This is a genomic window from Haladaptatus pallidirubidus (genome assembly GCF_020700235.1).
GTDB classification, from domain to species: Archaea; Halobacteriota; Halobacteria; order Halobacteriales; family Haladaptataceae; genus Haladaptatus; species Haladaptatus pallidirubidus.
In genome coordinates this window covers 2,272,222-2,290,338 of record NZ_CP085301.1, presented here as the reverse complement: position 1 = coordinate 2,290,338, position 18,117 = coordinate 2,272,222, and the positions used below count along the sequence as shown (strand labels likewise).

24 protein-coding genes are annotated in these 18,117 nt (G+C 60.0%); 10 read left to right on the top strand and 14 right to left on the bottom strand.

Going from position 1 to position 18,117, the window contains the following annotated elements; all coding sequences use genetic code 11:
- Positions 1–5 precede the first annotated feature (5 nt).
- The 3 genes from LIX15_RS12450 (at position 6) to LIX15_RS12440 (ending at position 1,709) form a co-directional block, all read left to right on the top strand.
- Positions 6–482, top strand: coding sequence for a cupredoxin domain-containing protein (locus LIX15_RS12450; protein WP_227773509.1), 477 nt, complete (start codon positions 6–8; stop codon positions 480–482).
- Positions 479–1,126, top strand: a complete 648-nt coding sequence (locus LIX15_RS12445; protein ID WP_227773508.1) for a DUF192 domain-containing protein — start codon at positions 479–481, stop codon at positions 1,124–1,126. Before LIX15_RS12450 ends, LIX15_RS12445 begins: the two co-directional genes overlap by 4 nt.
- Before the next feature lie 97 nt (positions 1,127–1,223).
- A complete protein-coding gene (locus tag LIX15_RS12440; protein WP_345412644.1) occupies positions 1,224–1,709 on the top strand; it encodes a GNAT family N-acetyltransferase in 486 nt (161 codons plus the stop codon).
- Positions 1,710–1,836: 127 nt separating this feature from the next.
- Here the strand turns inward: LIX15_RS12440 and LIX15_RS12435 are convergent, their stop codons facing one another.
- On the bottom strand, positions 1,837–2,022 hold the full coding sequence (locus LIX15_RS12435) for a hypothetical protein (RefSeq protein WP_227773506.1): 186 nt from the start codon (positions 2,020–2,022) through the stop codon (positions 1,837–1,839).
- 794 nt (positions 2,023–2,816) lie between these two features.
- Here LIX15_RS12435 and LIX15_RS12430 point away from each other — a divergent pair.
- Positions 2,817–3,107: a hypothetical protein gene (locus tag LIX15_RS12430; RefSeq protein WP_227773505.1), complete on the top strand. Its 291-nt coding sequence runs from the start codon at positions 2,817–2,819 to the stop codon at positions 3,105–3,107.
- Between the two features lie 50 nt (positions 3,108–3,157).
- Here the strand turns inward: LIX15_RS12430 and LIX15_RS12425 are convergent, their stop codons facing one another.
- From LIX15_RS12425 to LIX15_RS12415, 3 genes are all read right to left on the bottom strand, one after another.
- The gene (locus tag LIX15_RS12425; RefSeq protein ID WP_227773504.1) at positions 3,158–3,592 is read right to left on the bottom strand and encodes a hypothetical protein; all 435 of its coding nucleotides are present in this window, start codon (positions 3,590–3,592) and stop codon (positions 3,158–3,160) included.
- An 82-nt stretch (positions 3,593–3,674) separates the two neighbouring features.
- Positions 3,675–3,884 (bottom strand): hypothetical protein, encoded by a 210-nt coding sequence (locus LIX15_RS12420; RefSeq protein ID WP_227773503.1) that lies wholly within the window; start codon positions 3,882–3,884, stop codon positions 3,675–3,677.
- A gap of 47 nt (positions 3,885–3,931) precedes the next feature.
- A complete protein-coding gene (locus LIX15_RS12415; protein WP_227773502.1) occupies positions 3,932–4,606 on the bottom strand; it encodes a protein kinase domain-containing protein in 675 nt (224 codons plus the stop codon).
- Positions 4,607–4,611: 5 nt separating this feature from the next.
- Here LIX15_RS12415 and LIX15_RS12410 point away from each other — a divergent pair, with 5 nt between their 5' ends.
- The 4 genes from LIX15_RS12410 to dhaM all read left to right on the top strand — a co-directional run bounded on the left by LIX15_RS12410 (position 4,612) and on the right by dhaM (position 7,496).
- Positions 4,612–4,803, top strand: a complete 192-nt coding sequence (locus LIX15_RS12410) for a helix-turn-helix transcriptional regulator (RefSeq protein ID WP_227773501.1) — start codon at positions 4,612–4,614, stop codon at positions 4,801–4,803.
- Positions 4,804–4,940: 137 nt separating this feature from the next.
- Positions 4,941–5,942: a dihydroxyacetone kinase subunit DhaK gene (gene dhaK / locus LIX15_RS12405; protein WP_227773500.1), complete on the top strand. Its 1,002-nt coding sequence runs from the start codon at positions 4,941–4,943 to the stop codon at positions 5,940–5,942.
- A gap of 429 nt (positions 5,943–6,371) precedes the next feature.
- Positions 6,372–7,118, top strand: coding sequence for a dihydroxyacetone kinase subunit DhaL (gene dhaL, locus LIX15_RS12400; RefSeq protein WP_227773499.1), 747 nt, complete (start codon positions 6,372–6,374; stop codon positions 7,116–7,118).
- On the top strand, positions 7,119–7,496 hold the full coding sequence (gene dhaM, locus LIX15_RS12395) for a dihydroxyacetone kinase phosphoryl donor subunit DhaM (protein ID WP_227773498.1): 378 nt from the start codon (positions 7,119–7,121) through the stop codon (positions 7,494–7,496).
- A gap of 22 nt (positions 7,497–7,518) precedes the next feature.
- On the opposite strand, the gene ptsP is transcribed toward dhaM, so the two are convergent.
- The 7 genes from ptsP to LIX15_RS12360 all read right to left on the bottom strand — a co-directional run bounded on the left by ptsP (position 7,519) and on the right by LIX15_RS12360 (position 14,322).
- A complete protein-coding gene (ptsP, locus tag LIX15_RS12390; RefSeq protein WP_227773497.1) occupies positions 7,519–9,192 on the bottom strand; it encodes a phosphoenolpyruvate--protein phosphotransferase in 1,674 nt (557 codons plus the stop codon).
- A complete protein-coding gene (locus tag LIX15_RS12385; RefSeq protein WP_227773496.1) occupies positions 9,189–9,455 on the bottom strand; it encodes an HPr family phosphocarrier protein in 267 nt (88 codons plus the stop codon). Before LIX15_RS12385 ends, ptsP begins: the two co-directional genes overlap by 4 nt.
- A 66-nt stretch (positions 9,456–9,521) precedes the next feature.
- The gene (locus LIX15_RS12380) at positions 9,522–9,764 is read right to left on the bottom strand and encodes a hypothetical protein (protein WP_227773495.1); all 243 of its coding nucleotides are present in this window, start codon (positions 9,762–9,764) and stop codon (positions 9,522–9,524) included.
- A gap of 9 nt (positions 9,765–9,773) precedes the next feature.
- Positions 9,774–10,688 carry an MIP/aquaporin family protein gene (locus tag LIX15_RS12375; RefSeq protein ID WP_227773494.1) on the bottom strand — a complete coding sequence of 305 codons (915 nt, stop codon included), beginning with the start codon at positions 10,686–10,688 and terminating at the stop codon, positions 9,774–9,776.
- Position 10,689: 1 nt separating this feature from the next.
- Positions 10,690–12,228 (bottom strand): glycerol kinase GlpK, encoded by a 1,539-nt coding sequence (gene glpK / locus LIX15_RS12370; RefSeq protein WP_227773493.1) that lies wholly within the window; start codon positions 12,226–12,228, stop codon positions 10,690–10,692.
- Between the two features lie 99 nt (positions 12,229–12,327).
- Positions 12,328–13,293, bottom strand: a complete 966-nt coding sequence (locus tag LIX15_RS12365) for an aldo/keto reductase (RefSeq protein ID WP_227773492.1) — start codon at positions 13,291–13,293, stop codon at positions 12,328–12,330.
- 150 nt (positions 13,294–13,443) lie between these two features.
- Positions 13,444–14,322 (bottom strand): thermonuclease family protein, encoded by an 879-nt coding sequence (locus LIX15_RS12360; protein ID WP_227773491.1) that lies wholly within the window; start codon positions 14,320–14,322, stop codon positions 13,444–13,446.
- Between the two features lie 95 nt (positions 14,323–14,417).
- On the opposite strand from LIX15_RS12360, the gene LIX15_RS12355 reads away from it, so the two are divergent.
- Positions 14,418–14,648 carry a glycine zipper 2TM domain-containing protein gene (locus LIX15_RS12355; protein WP_227773490.1) on the top strand — a complete coding sequence of 77 codons (231 nt, stop codon included), beginning with the start codon at positions 14,418–14,420 and terminating at the stop codon, positions 14,646–14,648.
- Between the two features lie 21 nt (positions 14,649–14,669).
- Here the strand turns inward: LIX15_RS12355 and LIX15_RS12350 are convergent, their stop codons facing one another.
- The 3 genes from LIX15_RS12350 to LIX15_RS12340 all read right to left on the bottom strand — a co-directional run bounded on the left by LIX15_RS12350 (position 14,670) and on the right by LIX15_RS12340 (position 16,308).
- Positions 14,670–15,083 carry a DoxX family membrane protein gene (locus LIX15_RS12350; RefSeq protein WP_227773489.1) on the bottom strand — a complete coding sequence of 138 codons (414 nt, stop codon included), beginning with the start codon at positions 15,081–15,083 and terminating at the stop codon, positions 14,670–14,672.
- A 109-nt stretch (positions 15,084–15,192) separates the two neighbouring features.
- Positions 15,193–15,795 (bottom strand): thioredoxin family protein, encoded by a 603-nt coding sequence (locus tag LIX15_RS12345; RefSeq protein ID WP_345412647.1) that lies wholly within the window; start codon positions 15,793–15,795, stop codon positions 15,193–15,195.
- A gap of 60 nt (positions 15,796–15,855) precedes the next feature.
- The gene (locus LIX15_RS12340; RefSeq protein ID WP_227773487.1) at positions 15,856–16,308 is read right to left on the bottom strand and encodes a DUF4112 domain-containing protein; all 453 of its coding nucleotides are present in this window, start codon (positions 16,306–16,308) and stop codon (positions 15,856–15,858) included.
- A 97-nt stretch (positions 16,309–16,405) separates the two neighbouring features.
- On the opposite strand from LIX15_RS12340, the gene LIX15_RS12335 reads away from it, so the two are divergent.
- A complete protein-coding gene (locus LIX15_RS12335) occupies positions 16,406–18,115 on the top strand; it encodes an acetate--CoA ligase (RefSeq protein ID WP_227773486.1) in 1,710 nt (569 codons plus the stop codon).
- The last annotated feature ends 2 nt before the right edge of the window (positions 18,116–18,117 follow it).

The following is an 18,117-nucleotide window of genomic DNA, read 5'->3' as shown; positions in this document are numbered from 1 at the left end:
ATTCCATGACCGAGAAGCGCGAAACGACATTCGACAGGAGAACAGCCCTCAAAACGCTCGGCGGCGTTGGTGTTCTGGCCGGTGTCGGTGGAACTGCGACCGGACAGGAAACCGGTGGGGAGCCGTCCGACGGAGGACAATCGGACGGCGGGCAGTCCGTTCGAGGAACGCCGATTCTTCTCGTCGGCGAAATCGAACATTGGTACGGACTCGCTCCGTCGCAAATACACGGGGAAGAAAATCCGACGCTTTCGCTTCGACCCGGACAGCAGTACACCCTCGTCTGGATGAACGTCGATGGAAAAGAACACGAACTCATCATCGAGGATCCGGACGGAAACGAGATTACCGCGACGGAATCGACGTCGACGCCGGGAGCGACGCGCCAGGCAACGTTCACCGCCGCCGAGCGAATGAGCCAGTACTACTGCGAATACCACCCACAGCGGATGCGCGGGGACGTGTCGGTCGGTAATTCTTGAACGTCGAACGTCGGAATGGAACCGCTCTACACCGCGGATTTTTGTCGATTGGTCGCGTTCTTGCGGATATGCGCGTGACCCCCGCCCTGCTGGTCGCTTGTCTCGTCGTCTGCTCCGGCTGTATGGGCCTCGGAATCGACTCGGAGGGGACGATGCAGTCGAACGATCGGTCTGGCAACCAATCCGGCGACAGGTCGGTGACAGCCGGGACATCGACAACAGCGATGACCGACGCGAAAGAGAACGTCTCCGCCGCGTTCGTCGCGGACGGCGAGCGAACGAACGTGACGCTAGAAGTGGCAAATTCGCCGGACGAACGCTCACAGGGATTGATGCACCGGGAGTCGCTGCCGGAAAATCACGGCATGGTGTTCGTCTTCGATAAAGCCCAGCCACAGACGTTTTGGATGAAAAACACGGTTCTTCCGCTCGACATTATCTTTATCGCGGCGGACGGAACCGTCATCAACGTCGAACAGGCCGACCCGCAACCGAATGCGAGCGATTTGGAACTCGAACGCTATTCGAGCGATTCGCCCGCAAAATACGTGGTCGAGATGCGGCAAGGCTTCGCAAACCGAGAGGGTATCGAATCGGGAACCGAGTTCGTCTTCGAGGGAGAACGTCCAACGACCGAAAACTGAGCGACCGATTGAAAGCCGAGTTTACTTTCCCCAACTCTGTTGGTGATTCAGAACTGTTACCCCGGCGCATGGCGTATCCATTGTGGAGATGAACGGAATGGAGATTCGACCCGCGAACGAGGGGGATTTCGGCGCGATTCGGCGAATCGCACACCGTGCATGGGACGAAGCCTACGACGACATTCTGGACGAGGACACCATCACGGAAACGGTGTCGTCGTGGTACTCGAACGAATCGCTTTCTGATGCGCTCGACAAGCCCGGAACGGCGTTTCTCGTTGCAGTCACGGACGACGAACTCATCGGATTCTGTCACGCCGTGTTCTACGAAGACGAAGGCGACGTGCTCCGACTCTACGTAGACCCGGACGACTGGGGAAACGGCGTGGGAACCGCACTACACGAGCGTCTCCGCGAGGATTTCCACGACTTCAACACGAAACGGATGAAGGCGATGGTGCTCGCGGACAACGACATCGGCAACGAGTTTTACAAACGGTTGGGTTTCGAGAAAACCGACGAGGCATCGGTCGAACTGGGCGACGAAGAGTACGCAGAGAACGTCTACACGTACGCATTCTGAGTGAAACACGGTGAATCGAGAACACAAAGCATATACACCATGACCGACAAATCGCTGATACCTCGGGTACACGAGGCTTTCTTTCGGACTACACGGCCAGCGACCGCTGGTTTGACCGCGGTGACCATCACAACACGGGAGCGCAGCTCGCGGTTGCGGAGCTCCGCGAGTACTTCGTCGCCGGAAAGGCCGGTCGACGATCGAAGGGAACGACGCTCACCTCGTTGTCGAGCAGATCTAGCGCTTCGTGGCCTTCGTGGGCCCGCCGAACATCGAAAGAATCCTCTAACCACGCCGCATAGAGGTCCGTCATGTCTTTCGTGTCCAAGCTTTTCCAACGAGGGTAGTTTATTAATGAACGTTCGTCATAGTATCTTTATATCTTGTGGTTGCGGAATCCGAGAATAGCTAAATATATTTTGTACTCTGTGCATATTCTATGCGAATACTATTCACCGGAATAAATAACTGATTCGGGTTCGAAGCGGGAAATGGAATGTCGAAAACCAGTAGTCGCTTTTGCCGGACGCTCCGGCAATAACACAACCCCTCAGGAACGATTCGAACGTCTTCTCGAACTGCCACCGAGTGCGAAACTCGTTTATCGGGTTCTACAGGAGAATGCGCCCCAAACCCAGCGACAGGTGCGCAAAGAGGCGCTACTGCCCGCCCGAACGACGCGCGCTGACTGACGAAACTCAAACAACAGGAACTTGTAGAGGAACGTTTGTACGTTCCCGACGCGCGAAAGCGCCTCTACGCACCCCTTCCGACGACTCGACCGGACGACGCGTGACGTGCGGTTCGGTCTACTCGAAAATTGACCGTTCATTTTCATACTGTAATCGCGCAAAACGGTGACTGCATCTAATACGGCGATAATTGACATCCGACGCCGAATTCGCTCGACGGAACACGAAAGCGCACCGTGTCGGTGCGCAACCTGACTGGGCCTCGGTGACTCGCGCCAACCGCCACCCATTGAAAACCGTACACAACTGGCACTATTCGAAATTCGGCATTATCATGCAAGCACGTTATGTACGGGGTGCGACTATTTCGCCGACCGCTTCATAACCGGTCGTGTCATTTGTTTCGAATAGAACAATGCCGTCGGACGAACAACCGTGGTTGCAGAAGCGACGACCTCGCATCGACCCACCGTCCCACCGAACCGAACACGAACGGTCGAAGCAGTACGCTCAACTGCAGGCTGAATTGGAAACGCTTCGACAGCGCCTCGCTGAGACGGAGGCCAGATTGAAATCGCTCGAAATGGAGTGCGAACGCCGGGAACGACTCGTCAGGTCGTGCTCGATATGCGGACGCGTTAGCACCCACCGGGGGCCGGGAGCACTCTGTCCGTACTGCGACCACGGTACGCTTCACCGTGTGTGAGGGTGAATTCCCGATGCCAGTGGGTGTTCACAGAGCGAAAAACGGTCTCTCTACCGTGCCCCGGAGAGTCCGCTGACGTTCTGCTGGAGTCGAATCGTCGCCGTCAGCAAAAACGCGCCGATCGTCACGACGAAGACGCTTTCGACGCTCCGGATCACGAGCGACTCCACTCCCAAAAGGATGCCCAAATCCGCAAGACCGAGCAGACCGGAGCAGACGAGCACCGGAAGCAGGTGTCGGCGGAGCGTATCAACCGACGTTCCCTGCGTGAGCGATTCGAGTCGTTCACAGAAGACGACGCCGTAGGTGGCAAACGCAAGGCTTCCGCCGCCTTTGATGAGCGCAACCACGGAGCCACGGCCGATGAAGAGGACGATGAGCAATTCTACGACGAAGGCCAACTCGATTCGCCGGAGACGAGACAGCCGAATCCGTTGCTCGCTCTCCAAAGGCGCGAGCGCGCTATTGTAATACAGCTCGCGCATGGCGAATGCGAGAAATACCGTGCTGAAAAGCAGCGCCGTGTGACCGAGTGCGATTACCCACCGGCCGTCGGATATCGTCCGGCTATCCCCAACATTCCGTACACGAGACCGGCGATCCCGATAAAAACGAGATAGCACCAGAACGGTCGCTGAGACTCCAATCGTTCAGCTGGAGGTTTCGAAAGGCGTACAGCCCGAAAATACCGGCGGAGACCGCGAACAGTCTGGAACCGACGAACCGGACGATGCCCGCTCCGACGTCGGTGCCGACCTGTGCGAGTGGGATGGCCATCTGTCTATCGTGAACTAAACGTCTGTTTACCTGATTCTCTCGACCAGTCAGACAGAAACCACACCCGTGCACCGTTCGAGCGCGACTAGCAGGTCGTCCACGGTTTCGTATCGCGCCTGCTTTCGCTTCGCCAGCGAGCGGGAGAGCACGGTATCGACTTCTTCGGGGAGATTCGGATTTCGCTCCGTCGGGGTCGGCGGGTCGTCTGTCGTGACCTGCCCAGCGACGACGTGGGATTCGCCCGAAAACGGCGGTTGCCCGGTGAACAACCCGTACAGGAGCGTTCTGAGTCCGTACACGTCGGTCGAGTGGTCGATGGTGCCAAACGCTCCCGGGTCGAGATGCTCAGGCGCGGCGTAGGCGGGCGAAATCGGCGGTTGTCGTCCCATTGAGTGACTTCCAGGCAGTTCACGTTCGTCCATCACAACGACCGCGAGTCCCCAATCGCCAATTTTCGGCGCTGGCCACGTCGAACCGAGAGAGGTCGAAAACCTGACCGCTGGCGGGCACAGTCCGCCGTGAACGACGCCGAGTGCGTGTGCGTGCGAAACGGCCCGAACGAGGCCGTGGGCGAACCACTGCGATGCGTCGAGGTCGGCGTCGAAGTAGTCCGCGAGCGTTCCGCCGTCGGTGAACTCCGTCGCGGCCCACGGTTTCGGTGACTCCCCGTGCGCCTGGACGGCTAGAATGTGGTCGTGGGAATGATACTGTTCGCGCGCCATCAGCGATGAACAACGATCTGTCCAAATACCGCGACCGATGCGAATTGAGCCAGGGCGAACTTGCCGAAACGGTCGGCGTCACCCGACAGACCATCAACGCCATCGAACGCAAACGTTACAACCCGTCGCTGGAACTCGCGTTCGAGCTCGCTGACTACTTCGACTGCCGCATCGAAGACCTGTTTTCGCCGGAGTAGTTCACCTGTCGGGTGTTCGGTTTGTCCGGCCAGTCCGGAATCGACCGGGAGTTTTCGAACCGCAGGGTTGAATGTCGAACTTCTCATCGAATCCGAAGAAATCGTTATGCGCTACCGGGTCGTTGCTAGCATGGAACATGAAAAAGCTCATCAACGAACCGTCGGCCGTAGTCGACGAGATGTTGGACGGAATGGTTTCGGCTCACCCGGACGAACTCCGGCGACTGGCAGACACGAACGTCCTCGTCCGAAATGACGCCCCCGTTTCGGACAAGGTCGCGGTCGTCAGCGGTGGCGGAAGCGGCCACGAACCGACGCACGCCGGATACCTCGGGCCGGGAATGTTGGACGGAGCGGCGGCGGGCGAAGTGTTTACCTCGCCGACCGCCGACGAAATCAGCGAGATGATTCAGGCCTGCGATTCCGGTAAAGGGGTCTTGAACGTCGTCAAAAACTACGAGGGCGACGTGATGAACTTCGAAACCGCGGGCGAGTTGGCCGAGATGGAATCCGACGTAGAAGTCGCGGAGGTCGTCGTCAACGACGACGTGGCGGTCGAAGATTCGCTGTACACCTCCGGCCGGCGCGGCGTCTGTGGCACGATCCTGGTTCACAAGGTCGCCGGCGCGATGGCGGACAGGGGCGAAGAGTTAGACGAAGTAAAACGCGTCGCGGAGAAGGTAATCGACAACGTGGCGACGATGGGAACCGCCCTGACTTCCTGCGTCACGCCCGAGAAGGGCGAACCCACCTTCGACCTCGCCGAGGACGAAATCGAACTCGGCATCGGGATTCACGGCGAACCCGGCGTCGAGCGCGTGGAGATGATGTCGGCGGACGAGATTACCGAACGCCTGACCGAGAAAGTCTTTGACGATTTATCCCCCAGTTCCGGGGCGGAAGTCCTCACCATCGTCAACGGAATGGGCGGCACCCCGCTTTCGGAACTGTACGTTGTGAACCGGAAACTCCAGTCGATGATGGAGGAGCGCGATTTCATGACCTGGGACGCGTGGGTAGGCGACTACATGACCTCGCTCGACATGCAGGGCTGTTCCGTGACGGTGCTGGTGCTTGACGACGAACTGAAGGAGCTGTTAGCGCACCCGGCGGCAACGCCTGCATTGACGGTTCAATAGGTGTTCAGTGCCGGATTTTTTGTTTGAACTGGAGTACTAATCTCCGATCGGCGTTGGTCTTCTACGTGCCGGTTCGTATGATTCTTCTTCGTTTGTATTGCGCCCAGGAACTGACTCCGTGAGGGAGACACCAACCTCCCCATCGTGGGGCATACTTGGTTCGAGAAACGGAACATTCTGTCCACAGCCATTCGAATTAGTCGTCAACGTAACTCCTCCGATTCCTATCGTTGTGGCGGTAGCGAGCACGTGGCGACGAGTGAGTTCCGTGATTGCGATGATACAGTGAGGGGTGTATGCTTTCTGAAAATACTGACCTATCTCTCACGGCTGTGTTCGCCATTTCTAAATCTGGATAGCAACCACCAAAACTTCTCCTGCACTCGGGAGAAATCTTTACCCCTCCCGCCGCGTGCTATCTCAACATAGATGGGAACTACCGAACAAGAGGCAGTCCGCGCGGCGGTCGAACGCGTCGCGGATCGGATGGCCGACGAAAAGGAATACCTGACCGACCTCGATTCCGCCATCGGCGACGCCGACCACGGGGCGAACATGAACCGTGGCTTTCGGGCGGTTCACGAAAAAGTGAGCGAGATGGACGACGCGCCGCCCGACGAACTCGTCAAAACGGTCGGGATAACCCTCGTCTCCGAAGTCGGAGGGGCCGCCGGGCCGCTGTACGGCGGATCGTTCATGACCGCCAGCGCGGAACTCGGCGACGGAATCACGGCGGAATCGAGCGTGGCGTTCGCCGAGGTGTTTTTGGAGAAAGTAAAAGACCGCGGCGACGCACCGGTCGGTGCAAAGACGATGGTCGATGCCATCACGCCTGCGGTTCACACCTACAAGAAATCCATCGAGGAGGACGACCTCAAACCAGTAGAAGCACTGACGAAAGCGGTTGACGCCTGCGAGCGCGGCGTGAACTTCACGACGCCGATTCGGGCCACGAAAGGGCGAGCATCGTACCTCGGCTGGCGGTCGGTCGGCCACCAAGACCCCGGTGCGACCAGCACCCTGTTCATCGTGAAGTCGATTCGGGAAACCGCGGTCGAGTATCTGGGAGACGGCGACCTCGAACCGGATGCCACCTCGCCGACGGTGCCGGACGAAGACCCCGCAGAGGCGGAGGGCGATGAGGAAGAACAGGAAACCGAACAGGAGGAACCGTAGATGGTCGGACTCGTCGTCGTCTCACACAGCCTGAGGGCCGCGGAGGGCATCGAAGAAGTTGCCGCCGAAATGGCGGGCGACACGCAAATCGAGGCGGTCGGTGGCGACGGAGACGGCGGAATCGGAACCAGCGCGACGGATATTCAGGACGCGCTCGACTCGATTTCGGACGGGGAGGCGGTCGTGTTGGTCGACCTCGGAAGTGCGGTGATGAACGCCGAACTCGCCATCGAGATGTCGGATACCGACGCGAAAATCGCGGACGCGCCAGTTCTGGAAGGGGCGGTCAACGCAGCCGTTTCCGCGACCAGTCCGAAGGCAACCCTCGATTCCGTGCTGGAATCGGCGGAGGAGGCGGGCGAGATTTCGAAGGTGTAGATTCAACTTTCGACGTTCGAGATTACTCCAGCATCTTTAGCACTTCCTTCCGCGTTTCAGCAGAAAGTGCGCGCTCTGCGAGTTCTCTTGCTTCCTCCGAATCTACGCCCGTAATTCGCGATTTTACCCCCGGAATCGTCACGGCGCTCATGCTCAGTTCGTCCAGTCCGAGACCGACCAGCAGTTCTGTCACATCAGGGTCACCGGCCATCTCGCCGCACATGCCGACCCACGCGCCGCCGTCGTGGCCCGCAGACACCGTCCGGCGAATCGCCCGCAAAACGGGCGGGTGAAGCGGGTCGTGGAGGTCTGCGACATGTTCGTTTTCGCGGGAAACCGCCATCACGTACTGCGTGAGGTCGTTGGTACCGATGCTGAGGAAATCGACCCGCTCCGACATCGACTCCGCCATGAACACCGACCCCGGCGTCTCTATCATCACGCCGAGTTCCGGCATCTCGTACTCGATCCCATCCTCGTCCAACTCTTCGGCGACCTGCTCGACGCGGGCGAGCGCCGCGTCGAGTTCTTCCACGTGCGAGACGAGCGGGAACATCACGGCGAGGTTGCCTTCCGTTCCGGCACGAAGTAGGGCGCGCAGTTGGGTTTCGAACAGGTCGGCGTCGGTTCCGAGCGAGCGCCGAATCCCGCGGTCGCCCAAAAACGGGTTGTCCTCGTCCGGCGTGTCGAGGTACGGAATCGGTTTGTCGCCGCCGATGTCAAGCGTTCGGACTATGACTCGTTCGTTCGGGAAGGTGGACAACGCCTCGACGTATGTGTCGTACTGCTCATCCTCGTTCGGCGGGGATTCGCGGTCGAGAAACAGAAACTCCGTACGGAAGAGGCCGATACCGTCGGCACCCGCTTCGTCCGCCGGGTCGAGTTCGGCGAGGGTTCCGACGTTCGCGGCAACTTCGATTTCCGTCCCGTCCGCCGTCGAAACGTAGCGTTCGATGATTTCGGTTTCCTCGTCGGTTGCACGACTTCGGGCGGATTCGTCCGGATCGATGACCACGAGACCGTCCGTTCCATTGACCAGCACTGGCCGCCCGTCGGCTACTTGCGCCAGTTCGTCGCCGACGCCGACCACGGCGGGAATCCCGAGCGACCGGGCGAAAATCGCGGCGTGTGACGTTCGACCGCCGAACACGGTGGCGAATCCGGCGACTGTTTCAGGATCGAGTTGTGCTGTGTCGCTCGGCCCGAGTCGCTCTGCGAGGAGGACTGTGCCCTCGGGAAGGTCGCCGAGTTCGACTCGGCCGCGGTCGGTCAGAATCCTCAGCAGTCGGTCGCGGACGTCCCGAAGGTCGTCCGCTCGTTCGGACATCCGGCCCTCCAATCCCTCGAACTTCGCAATCGGGTCTTCGAACGCCTGCCGAACCGCGTGGGGGGCGGGAATCCCGTTTTCGATGGCGGTTTCGACGCCGCCGGTGATCGCAGGGTCGTCGAGGAAGGCTTTGTGCGCGTCGAAAATTTCCGCCTCGTCGTCGCCGACGCGCTCGCGCGCACGCTCGCGCTCGTCGTCTAGTTCCTCGTGGGCGCGTTCGCACGCCGATTCGAACCGTTCCAGTTCCGCGTCGGTATCGACGGTTTTCGGGTCGGGGAGGTCGGACAAATCCGTCGTTCCGCGGTACCAAATTACGTTGCCGAATCCGGTTCGAGGCGTCACGCCGACGCCCGAAAGTTCGACGGTCACAGCTCACCTTCCGGCGTCGTGAGAACCGTTTCGAGCGCGTCGAGGGCCGCTTCTTCGTCCTCTCCCTCGGCGACAAGGTGGACTTCGTCGCCCTGTCGAGCATCGAGTGTCGTAACGGAGATCATGCTCCGCGCGTTTACCGGGTCGTTGTCCGCGGTGGTGACCGTGATGTCGGCGTCGAACTCGTTCGCGGTGGCGACGAATCGCGCGGCAGGTCGAGCGTGGAGGCCGTCTTCTGGGACGATGGTTACTGTTCGCTCCATGTGGGTCTGCTATGAGTTGAACGGGAACCCGCTTCAGGCTATCGCTGATATCCTCGTTTCGGCATATCACCGTTTCCAACGTTTGAGACCCCACTGCGCCCGCGTATATCCGAGCGCGAACAGCACCGTTCCGACCAGCATAAGCGATCCGCCCAACATCGGGTTCTGAACCGGCGCACTCGGGTCGGAAATAGCGACCAGTACGATTCCGGCCGCGAGGACGGCCAGTCCGGCGAGGGTTATCGGGTCCAGAAATACCAGCCGAAGGTAGTCGCCGGTAGACCCTTTCGACTCATCGGAATCCGACACGGTGGACACCTAACTCCCCCCTGTCGGGCGTTCCTGTTCTTCGTCGTGAACCGCTGGTTCTTCCGGTTCGATGTCCTGTTCTTCGAGTCGCTTGACGTACCGTCGCGTTAGTACGTCGTACAGACCGCCACCGATGATGCCGCCAACGGTCGTTGACGTGGCCGGAAGCCACCATCCCCCGCGCGGGCCGGGGAAGGCGATTTCACCCCATCCGGCGATGAAGCCGAAGATTCGCGGGCCGAGGTCGCGGGCAGGATTCAACGCGGCCATGCTGATTGGCGCTTCGTACTGCACCAGCGCCGCGACGAGCAGACCGATGAGGGCCGCCGCGAGACCGGGCGTCGCTCGCGTCCCCATCGGATTCCAGTCATCCACGAGCGCGAAGATGACGGCGACGAGGATAGCCGTGATGACCACCTCGCTGAAGAACGCTTGCGGGAACGAGACGAGAAACGCCGCTTCCTGAAGCGTCTCGAAATCGCCGACTTTTACGCCTGCGAACGCAGGATTCGGAAAAAACGTCCAGAGCGTCATGCCCGTGATGGAACTTCCCGGTTCGCCTCGAACCACGTTATTCGCCTGACTGAACTGCTGATAGTAGCCAGACCACGTCACGAACAGCGTCGCGGCGGCCAGAAACGCCCCGACGATTTGCGAGGCGACGTAGCCCGGAACGTGTTTCCACGGAAAGTCTCGCCAGACGGCGTTCGCAATCGTCACCGCCGGGTTGATGTGGCCCTCCGAAACACCACCGACCCAGTAGACCGCGAACATCACCGCGAATCCCCAGAGTACGGCGACGCCGAACAGGTCGAATCCGCCCGTCAGCACGGAAACGACGACTGCACCGTCGCCGAGCAGAACGAGGATGAAGGTTCCGACGAGTTCGTTGACGTATTTCGCTCGCCAATACTCTTCCGCCATCTCACCCACCTCCTTCCTGTGCCCAGTCGAGGGAGCGCTCGACAGCATCGACCCAACGCTCGTGTTTTCTGTCCGCTTCCTCGCTCGGCATCGACGGTTCGAACTCGCGGTCGATCTGCCAGTTGTTCCTGAGTTCGTCCACGGTTTCCCAGTAGTCGACCGCGAGTCCGGCGGCGTAGGCCGACCCGAGCGCCGTCGTCTCGTCTACGACCGGGCGGACGATATCGGTGCCTAAAATGTCGGCTTGCAGTTGACAGAGGAAGTTGTTCTTCACCGCGCCGCCATCGACTTTCAGCGATTCGACTTCGATGCCGCTGTCGGCCTCCATCGCCTCGGCCACGTCGCGGGTTTGGAACGCGATGGATTCGAGCGTAGCCCGGACGACGTGTTCCTTTCGCGTGCCGCGGGTCATCCCTACGAGCGTCCCACGAGCGCGCTGGTTCCAGTGTGGCGCGCCGAGTCCGGTAAACGCGGGCACCATGAAGACGCCGTCCGTCGAATCGACGCTTCGTGCCATCGATTCCGTTTCCGCCGCGTCGTCGATAAAGCCGACATCGGCCAGCCACTCGATTGCCGCGCCCGTGACGAAAATCGCGCCTTCGAGGGCGTACTGCACCGGTTCGCCCGACCGCTGGAAACCGACTGTGGTGAGCAGGCCGTGTTCGCTCGCAACCGCTTCCTCGCCCGTGTTGAGCAGGAAGAAACTGCCTGTCCCGTAGGTGTTTTTCGCGTCTCCCGCGTCGAAGCAGGTCTGCCCGAACAGGGCGGCCTGCTGGTCGCCGAAGGCACCTGCGACGGGCACTTCTGCGCCGAGGAAGCCGTCCGGGTCGGTCGAACCGTAGGTATCGTCGTCGCTGGATGGCCGAACTTCCGGAAGCATCTCCCGCGGGACACGAAATTCCTCGCAGAGCTCGTCGTCCCACTCCATCTCGTGAATGTCGAACAGCATCGTCCGCGAAGCGTTCGTCACGTCCGTGATGTGTTCTCCCGTCAGGTTATAAATCAGCCACGAATCGATGGTGCCGAACAGGATTTCGCCCTCCTCCGCCCGTTCCCGAATATCCTGCGGTCGCGCGCGCTGGAGCTTTATCGGATCGGCGTTGTCGAGCAGCCACTCGGCTTTCGTCGCCGAGAAGTAGGCGTCCGGTTCGAGGCCCGTCTTCGACCGCACCATCTCGACTTTGCCCTCGTCCTCGATTCGCTCTATGCGGTCGGTGGTTCGTCTGTCCTGCCAGACGATTGCGTCGTGCACCGGCCGTCCCGAGTCTTTGTCCCACAACAGCGTCGTCTCGCGCTGATTGGTGATGCCGAGCGCTTCCAACTGGTCTGCGGAAACGTTGGCGTCGGAGAGCGCGCTCGTGACGACGCCCTGTGTGTTCTCCCAGATTTCGAGCGGATCGTGTTCGACCCATCCCGGTTCCGGGTAGTTCTGTTCGTGTTTTTCGTAGGCGCTGGCGACGACTCGACCGTCGTGGTCGAACAGCATGAACCGCGTGCCGGTCGTTCCCTGGTCTATCGCGCCGACGTATGTGTCCGTCATTGTTCCCCCATTCAGTGTACCGGGTTCTCCCCACTCCCGCACACCTCGTCACACAGACGGCACGAAGAATAATGATGTTTTCCCACCGATCTCGCCAGATTAGCTCGCGTCGGCAATTCGGTCGTACTGCTCCGCCGAAAGCTCAATATCGACGGCACCGACGTTTTCTTCCAACTGCTCGACGGTTCGCGCGCCGACGATTGGAATGCACGAAAAGTCGCGCTGTTGGATGAGCCACCGAAGCGCAACCTGCGCGGGCGTCGCGTCGAGGTCGTCCGCGATGGACCGAACTTCGTCCAACACCTTCCAGCCGTCTTCCGACATGTAGTAGTCCTCGAATCGGTCGGTGAGGTCGCCGCGCGACCCTTCCGGAACGTCGCCGTCGCGCTCGTACTTGCCCGTCAGGAACCCGCCCGCAAGCGGCGAGTAGGGGCACACTGCAACGTCTTGGTCGGCACAGACGTCGAGGTAGTCCTGCACGTCGTCGCCCGCCGCAGCGTGGTACATAGGCTGGGTCACGTCGAATCGCGCCAAATCGCTCACGTCGCTCTCCCAGAGCGCTTTCGTCAACTGCCACGCGGCCATCGAACTCGCGCCGAGGTAGTTCACCTTGCCGTTCGCCACGAGGCCGTTCAGGGTCGCGAGCGTCTCCTCGATTGGTGTCGTCTCGTCCCAGCGGTGGATGTAGTACAGGTCGAGGTAATCGGTTCCGAGCCTATCGAGCGTCCCCCGAATCTGATTTCGGATGTGCTTGCGCGAGAGGCCGCGTCCGTTTGGGTTGTCGCCGTCGAACGGGAAGTACACCTTCGAGGCGATGACGAAATCCTCGCGGTCGTGGTCGGAGAGCCAATCGCCTATCCACTCCTCGCTGGTTCCGTTCGGGTCGCCGTACACGTTGGCGGTGTCGATGAAGTTGATGCCGTTTTTCCACGCCGTATCGAGCAGGTCGTGGGCCGTCCCGCGGTCGGTTTCGACCGTGCCGTTGGATTCCTTGGCGAATCGCCACGTGCCGAAACAGAGTTCCGAGACTTTCGTACCGGTCGCACCGAGGGTTCTGTACTCCATGGGTGGGAGTCGTCGGGAAGGGAAGTAAAAGTCTGGAAAGCGGTGAGATTCTAATCGGATGTGCTTTTCCGTTATCCCGAATCTCTTTCTCACCTCGAGTACTCCTTTCGCAGTACCACGTCACCGTTCGCGTTCCGAACGATAATCGTGTCACCGCCGTTGTTCACACCGCCCCACCTGCCCCCAGTACAACTCCGACGCCGAATCCGAACCGCTTCCGGTGTAGAGCGTGACCGTTTCGCCCACCGCCAGCGAGACGCCCGACGGAACGCGGTAGGTGTGGCCGGAATCGTCCGAAATCGTCCACCCCGAAAGGGCAAGGGTGTCGGTTCTGCCGTTTTTCAGGACGACGTACTCGTCGTTCAAATTCTCGTGGTCGTTGCCCGCCGTGTCGGCGTGAATTTGGGGGACGGAAAGCCCGGTTGCGCCGTCACTGTTTTTCGTGGTTCGGGAACCACCCGAACCATCCCTGCACTTCCACAACCCGATTTTTCCTCGCTGGGCTGCCGACTCCGCGGAATAGAATCGCTCGTTCCTGACAAAATCGCTGTCGTAGACGCGAGCGTAACCCTGCTTCACCAACTGGTGGTTGAACGATTTTCCGTCGTCGCGGATGTACACCAGCAGTCGGTCGTATCTGTCTCGCGGGCTTTCGTTCGGGTCGAGGGAAATCGTCACCCGCTCGTCCGCGAGTACGCTTCGAGCAAACTCGCTCGCCTTGTGACCCCAGTTGCGAAGGCAGCCCGCGCCCGAATCGTCGTTCGGAACACCTTCGAATTCTTCCGGGTCGTTTGCCGTGTGAACCTCCGGCGTGTCCACGCCGAGCAATCGGACCGTCTCCTGCGTCCCGTTTCGGTATTCGAACTCCACGGTGTCGCCGTCCACGATTCTCGTGACGGTGACCGTCAACTCCTCGCCGTTCGTTTCGCCCTCCGCGGTCTGCGTCGTGCCAAACTGCGAGCATGAACATCCCGCGAGAACGACCGCCAAGACGACGAGCAAGACCAAAAGCGACGACCTGAGAGACACTATACTGTAACGGTGTTATTTCGGATTAAATTTATGTCTCTCCGCGCATTTCTTCCCGAGAACCATTTATCTGGTTGCACGACGTTCTTCCTCCTATGCGTTCCATTCGCATCGAGCGCGCCATCAGTCGCGCTCGTCACGCCGCAATCGGCGGGGCAATCGGTGGAGGTCTCGGGGGATTAATCAACAGCAGGGCGGCGAGTACCGGCGGTGCCATCGGCGCACTCGTCGGCGCGGTCATCGGCGAGAAACGACCCGTCGCGCGGGCCAAATTCGAACTCGCCAGAGAGCGGGGACAAAAGCGCGTCGAACGAGTTCGGCGATAGCTACCGCAGAACTCGCCGGATTTACCCTTTTTTCTCGCCGACGCCGAGGAATGCGAGTGCTGCACCCGCGAGCGCGACGTTTTTCAGGAAGTGATTTTTCTCGTTCTGTCGCTCCTGTCCCTCTCGCTCCCAGAAGTCGTGTATCGTCGGGGTGACGCCGACGAAGAACGCGACGATGGAACTGGCCGCCAGTGCGGGAAAGCGCCACAAACCGATGCCGAGGCCACCGAGAAGCAGGAGTCCATGCGATGATACGACCGACTCCTCCGGCATCGGAATCCCCTTCGATTCGGCGTAGGCGGCTTGTGCATCGATATTCCGAAGCCCGGAGATGGCGGTGAACACGATGATACCGCCGTACAGCAGTCGGGCGACCCTGAACGCGGTCGTTTTTGTAATGTCTTTCTCGGACGTGTCGTCTGTCGTCTCGGACATACTCACAACCAATACGGAAGCCAAGTTATAAACGACGGCTGCATGATTCGGTTACTCCCACGTCTCGTCCTGACATGCGCGTTACCTCGACGCTTCGTTTCCGGCTATCTCACTTCCACTTGATAGAACAACCCCGCGACGGGAGGAACTCCAAGTCCACGTCCTCGCCCGCCAGCACGGACTCGATTGCGTCGTGGATGTGGAACTCCGTGGGTACTTCGTCGGGATTCAGCGCGTCGTCCAGCCGCCCGTGATAAGCGAGGGTGAACGTATCGTCTCGCGACTCGCCGCCGTTCGACCGTTCTGAGGCGCTTTGTGCTTTCTTCCCTTCGTTTCGCAGGAGGAAGGGGTCGGGCGTACAGACCGCGCCGTATGCTTTTGCCACCCCCTGCGTCTCGTCGTGAAGGTAAGCGTCGTACCGGATTCGACCGTCTTCGACCCACTCCTGCATGGCTTCGAAGGAGTCGTCCGGGTACTCATCGGCGTCATTCGAGTTCACGCCGACGACAGCCGCCTCGTCGTACTCCTCTGCGATGTCGTTCAGCAGGTCTAATTTCGCCTGCGCGTAGGGACAGTGATTACAGGTGAACACCAGCAGGATCGCCTCGTACTCTGTGAAATCGTCGAGCGTGTAGGTTTCCTCGTCGGTACCGCGCAGTTCGAAGTTCGGCACCGGGTCGTCGCGCTCGATTTCGGCCTCGGACTCTTTCATTACCATACGAATAGATTGCTCATCGAGCCTAAAAATACGTTTTCCCGGTTTGGTTTCCGATTATTCGACTTCGATTTCGACGACGTCGTCACCGTCTCCGAAGCCTTCGCTTCCCGGTTCGTTCGCGAGGTCGGAAAGCACCAGTTCGAGGTTGCGCCTGTTCGCCTTCCACACAGCGTCCACGATGCCGCCGACTATCGGTATCGACCCGCCGACCACGTCGATAGCGATGTTCCCTATCATCCGCAGCAGCGTCGTGAACGAGACGCCCAACCACGCCGCTTCGAGGACGATGTACAGCGAGAGTCCGGCGCTGATCACGTCGCCAACCCCCGGAAGCGCCCCGAGAACCGGGTCGATTCCGACGCGGAAATCGGTTCCCGGGACGCGGACGAGGTCGTCGAACACTCTCGCAACGGTTCGCATCCGTTCGATTGCGGCCCGATTGACGGTGTCCGGAAGTTCGCCGTCGAAGTCGAACTCGTCCGTTAGGTCGTCTCTGTCGGTGTTCATGCAGGCTACAGTTTCCGAGATACAATAAATCCGACGGCGAGTGATTTCTCGCGCAACGACAGACGAACTTATACGAGATGGTTCGAAATACAGTGGCATGGCTTGGCATCTCGCACCCGACTTTCCCTCCTACGAGGAAGCCAGAAGCGAGTTCTCGTGGGACGCCATTCCCGACGACTACAACATCGCTCACGACCTGCTTCGGAAACACGACGACGGGAACGCAACTGCGCTGGAACAGTGCTACCCTGACGGTCGGCGCGAAACCTACTCCTTTCGTGATTTGGACGTTCGCTCGAACCGACTGGCAAACGGCCTCTCCGACCTCGGCGTCGAACGAGGCGACAGAGTCTCTGTCGTCGTTCCGCAGAAACCCGCGAATCCGCTGACCCATCTCGCCTGCTGGAAACTCGGCGCGATTTCGCTCCCGCTTTCGATTCTGTTCGGCGAGGACGCCCTGCGGTATCGACTGAACGACAGCGGTGCGAACGTGGCGGTCGTGGATTCCACCGTTCGATCGACGGTCGATACGGTTCGGGACGATTGCCCGGAGTTGGAACACGTCATCGAAGTTGACGGGAGTGCTTCCGTCGGCGACGGAAGCACTCTCGATGGCGACGAAAACCCCAGCGACCGCGACAGCTACGATTTCGAGGAATTCTGTTCGGGACGGTCGAATTCGTTCGACATCGCGGAAACGACCCGCGATACGCCCGCCATCATCATCTACACCAGCGGTTCGACCGGCCCGCCGAAGGGCGTCCTGCACACCCACGACCTTTGGCTCGGCCACTGTCCTGCGTTTCACATGTACTTCGAGCGAACTGCCGAATCGGCGGGTTCGCCCGCCGATTCGGTGTACTGGACGCCCGCGGATTGGGCGTGGATAGGCGCGCTGGGAGATTTGGTGTTTCCGGCGTGGCATTACGGCCAAACAGTCGTCGGATGTCCGATGGGCGGTTTCGACGTCGAAACCGCCTACGAACTGTTAGAACGGTTTTCCGTCACGGACACGTTCCTCCCACCCACTGCTATTCGGATGATGATGGGCATCGAGAATCCCGCACAAAAATACGAACTGTCGCTTCGAAGTATCTGCTCCGGAGGAGAACCGCTCCCCCCAGAAATCATGGACTGGGCCGAAACGGAACTGGACGGCGTTTCGGTCAACGAACTGTACGGCCAAACCGAAGCGAACCTCCTGGTGTCGAACTGTCGCGACTGGTTTCCGGTTCGCGCCGGGAGTATGGGAAAGCCGGTGCCGGGCCACGAGGTCGCCGTCATCGACCCCGTTTCCGGCGAGGAGAAACCCGTCGGCGACGTGGGAATGATTGCGGTCGAACGCGAAAACGACCCGATCGTCTTCACGGAGTACTGGAACCACCCGGAAAAAACGGCAACCACGACCCTCGACGGCTGGCATCTGACCGGCGACCTCGGCTGTCGCGATTCGGACGGTTATTTTTGGTTCAAATCCCGCGACGACGACGTGATTATCACGAGCGGCTACCGCGTCGGGCCGGGCGAAGTCGAAAGCTCGATACTGGAACATCCGGACGCGGAACAGGTCGGCGTCGTCGGGGTTCCGGACGAAACTCGCGGCGAAATAGTCAAGGCGTTCGTGCAACCGGTCGAATCCCGAGACGGGGGCGAATCATTCAGAGAGGAAATCCGCAGTCTCGTACGCCACAAACTGGCCAAATACGAGTATCCCCGCGAAATCGAGTTCGTTTCCGAACTGCCGAAGACGACGACCGGCAAGATTCAGCGGCGAAAACTCCGCGAGGGCAAGGACGAGAACGCGTGAGA

Bases quoted from the DNA above. Each gene is read 5' to 3' on its own strand.
- LIX15_RS12450 (WP_227773509.1), top strand. From the start codon at position 6: ATGACCGAGAAGCGCGAAACGACATTCGACAGGAGAACAGCCCTCAAA.
- LIX15_RS12440 (WP_345412644.1), top strand. From the start codon at position 1,224: ATGGAGATTCGACCCGCGAACGAGGGGGATTTCGGCGCGATTCGGCGA.
- LIX15_RS12435 (WP_227773506.1), bottom strand. From the start codon at position 2,022: ATGACGGACCTCTATGCGGCGTGGTTAGAGGATTCTTTCGATGTTCGG.
- LIX15_RS12430 (WP_227773505.1), top strand. From the start codon at position 2,817: ATGCCGTCGGACGAACAACCGTGGTTGCAGAAGCGACGACCTCGCATC.
- LIX15_RS12425 (WP_227773504.1), bottom strand. From the start codon at position 3,592: ATGCGCGAGCTGTATTACAATAGCGCGCTCGCGCCTTTGGAGAGCGAG.
- LIX15_RS12420 (WP_227773503.1), bottom strand. From the start codon at position 3,884: ATGGCCATCCCACTCGCACAGGTCGGCACCGACGTCGGAGCGGGCATC.
- LIX15_RS12415 (WP_227773502.1), bottom strand. From the start codon at position 4,606: ATGGCGCGCGAACAGTATCATTCCCACGACCACATTCTAGCCGTCCAG.
- LIX15_RS12410 (WP_227773501.1), top strand. From the start codon at position 4,612: ATGAACAACGATCTGTCCAAATACCGCGACCGATGCGAATTGAGCCAG.
- dhaK (WP_227773500.1), top strand. From the start codon at position 4,941: ATGAAAAAGCTCATCAACGAACCGTCGGCCGTAGTCGACGAGATGTTG.
- dhaL (WP_227773499.1), top strand. From the start codon at position 6,372: ATGGGAACTACCGAACAAGAGGCAGTCCGCGCGGCGGTCGAACGCGTC.
- dhaM (WP_227773498.1), top strand. From the start codon at position 7,119: ATGGTCGGACTCGTCGTCGTCTCACACAGCCTGAGGGCCGCGGAGGGC.
- LIX15_RS12385 (WP_227773496.1), bottom strand. From the start codon at position 9,455: ATGGAGCGAACAGTAACCATCGTCCCAGAAGACGGCCTCCACGCTCGA.
- LIX15_RS12375 (WP_227773494.1), bottom strand. From the start codon at position 10,688: ATGGCGGAAGAGTATTGGCGAGCGAAATACGTCAACGAACTCGTCGGA.
- glpK (WP_227773493.1), bottom strand. From the start codon at position 12,228: ATGACGGACACATACGTCGGCGCGATAGACCAGGGAACGACCGGCACG.
- LIX15_RS12365 (WP_227773492.1), bottom strand. From the start codon at position 13,293: ATGGAGTACAGAACCCTCGGTGCGACCGGTACGAAAGTCTCGGAACTC.
- LIX15_RS12355 (WP_227773490.1), top strand. From the start codon at position 14,418: ATGCGTTCCATTCGCATCGAGCGCGCCATCAGTCGCGCTCGTCACGCC.
- LIX15_RS12350 (WP_227773489.1), bottom strand. From the start codon at position 15,083: ATGTCCGAGACGACAGACGACACGTCCGAGAAAGACATTACAAAAACG.
- LIX15_RS12345 (WP_345412647.1), bottom strand. From the start codon at position 15,795: ATGAAAGAGTCCGAGGCCGAAATCGAGCGCGACGACCCGGTGCCGAAC.
- LIX15_RS12340 (WP_227773487.1), bottom strand. From the start codon at position 16,308: ATGAACACCGACAGAGACGACCTAACGGACGAGTTCGACTTCGACGGC.
- LIX15_RS12335 (WP_227773486.1), top strand. From the start codon at position 16,406: ATGGCTTGGCATCTCGCACCCGACTTTCCCTCCTACGAGGAAGCCAGA.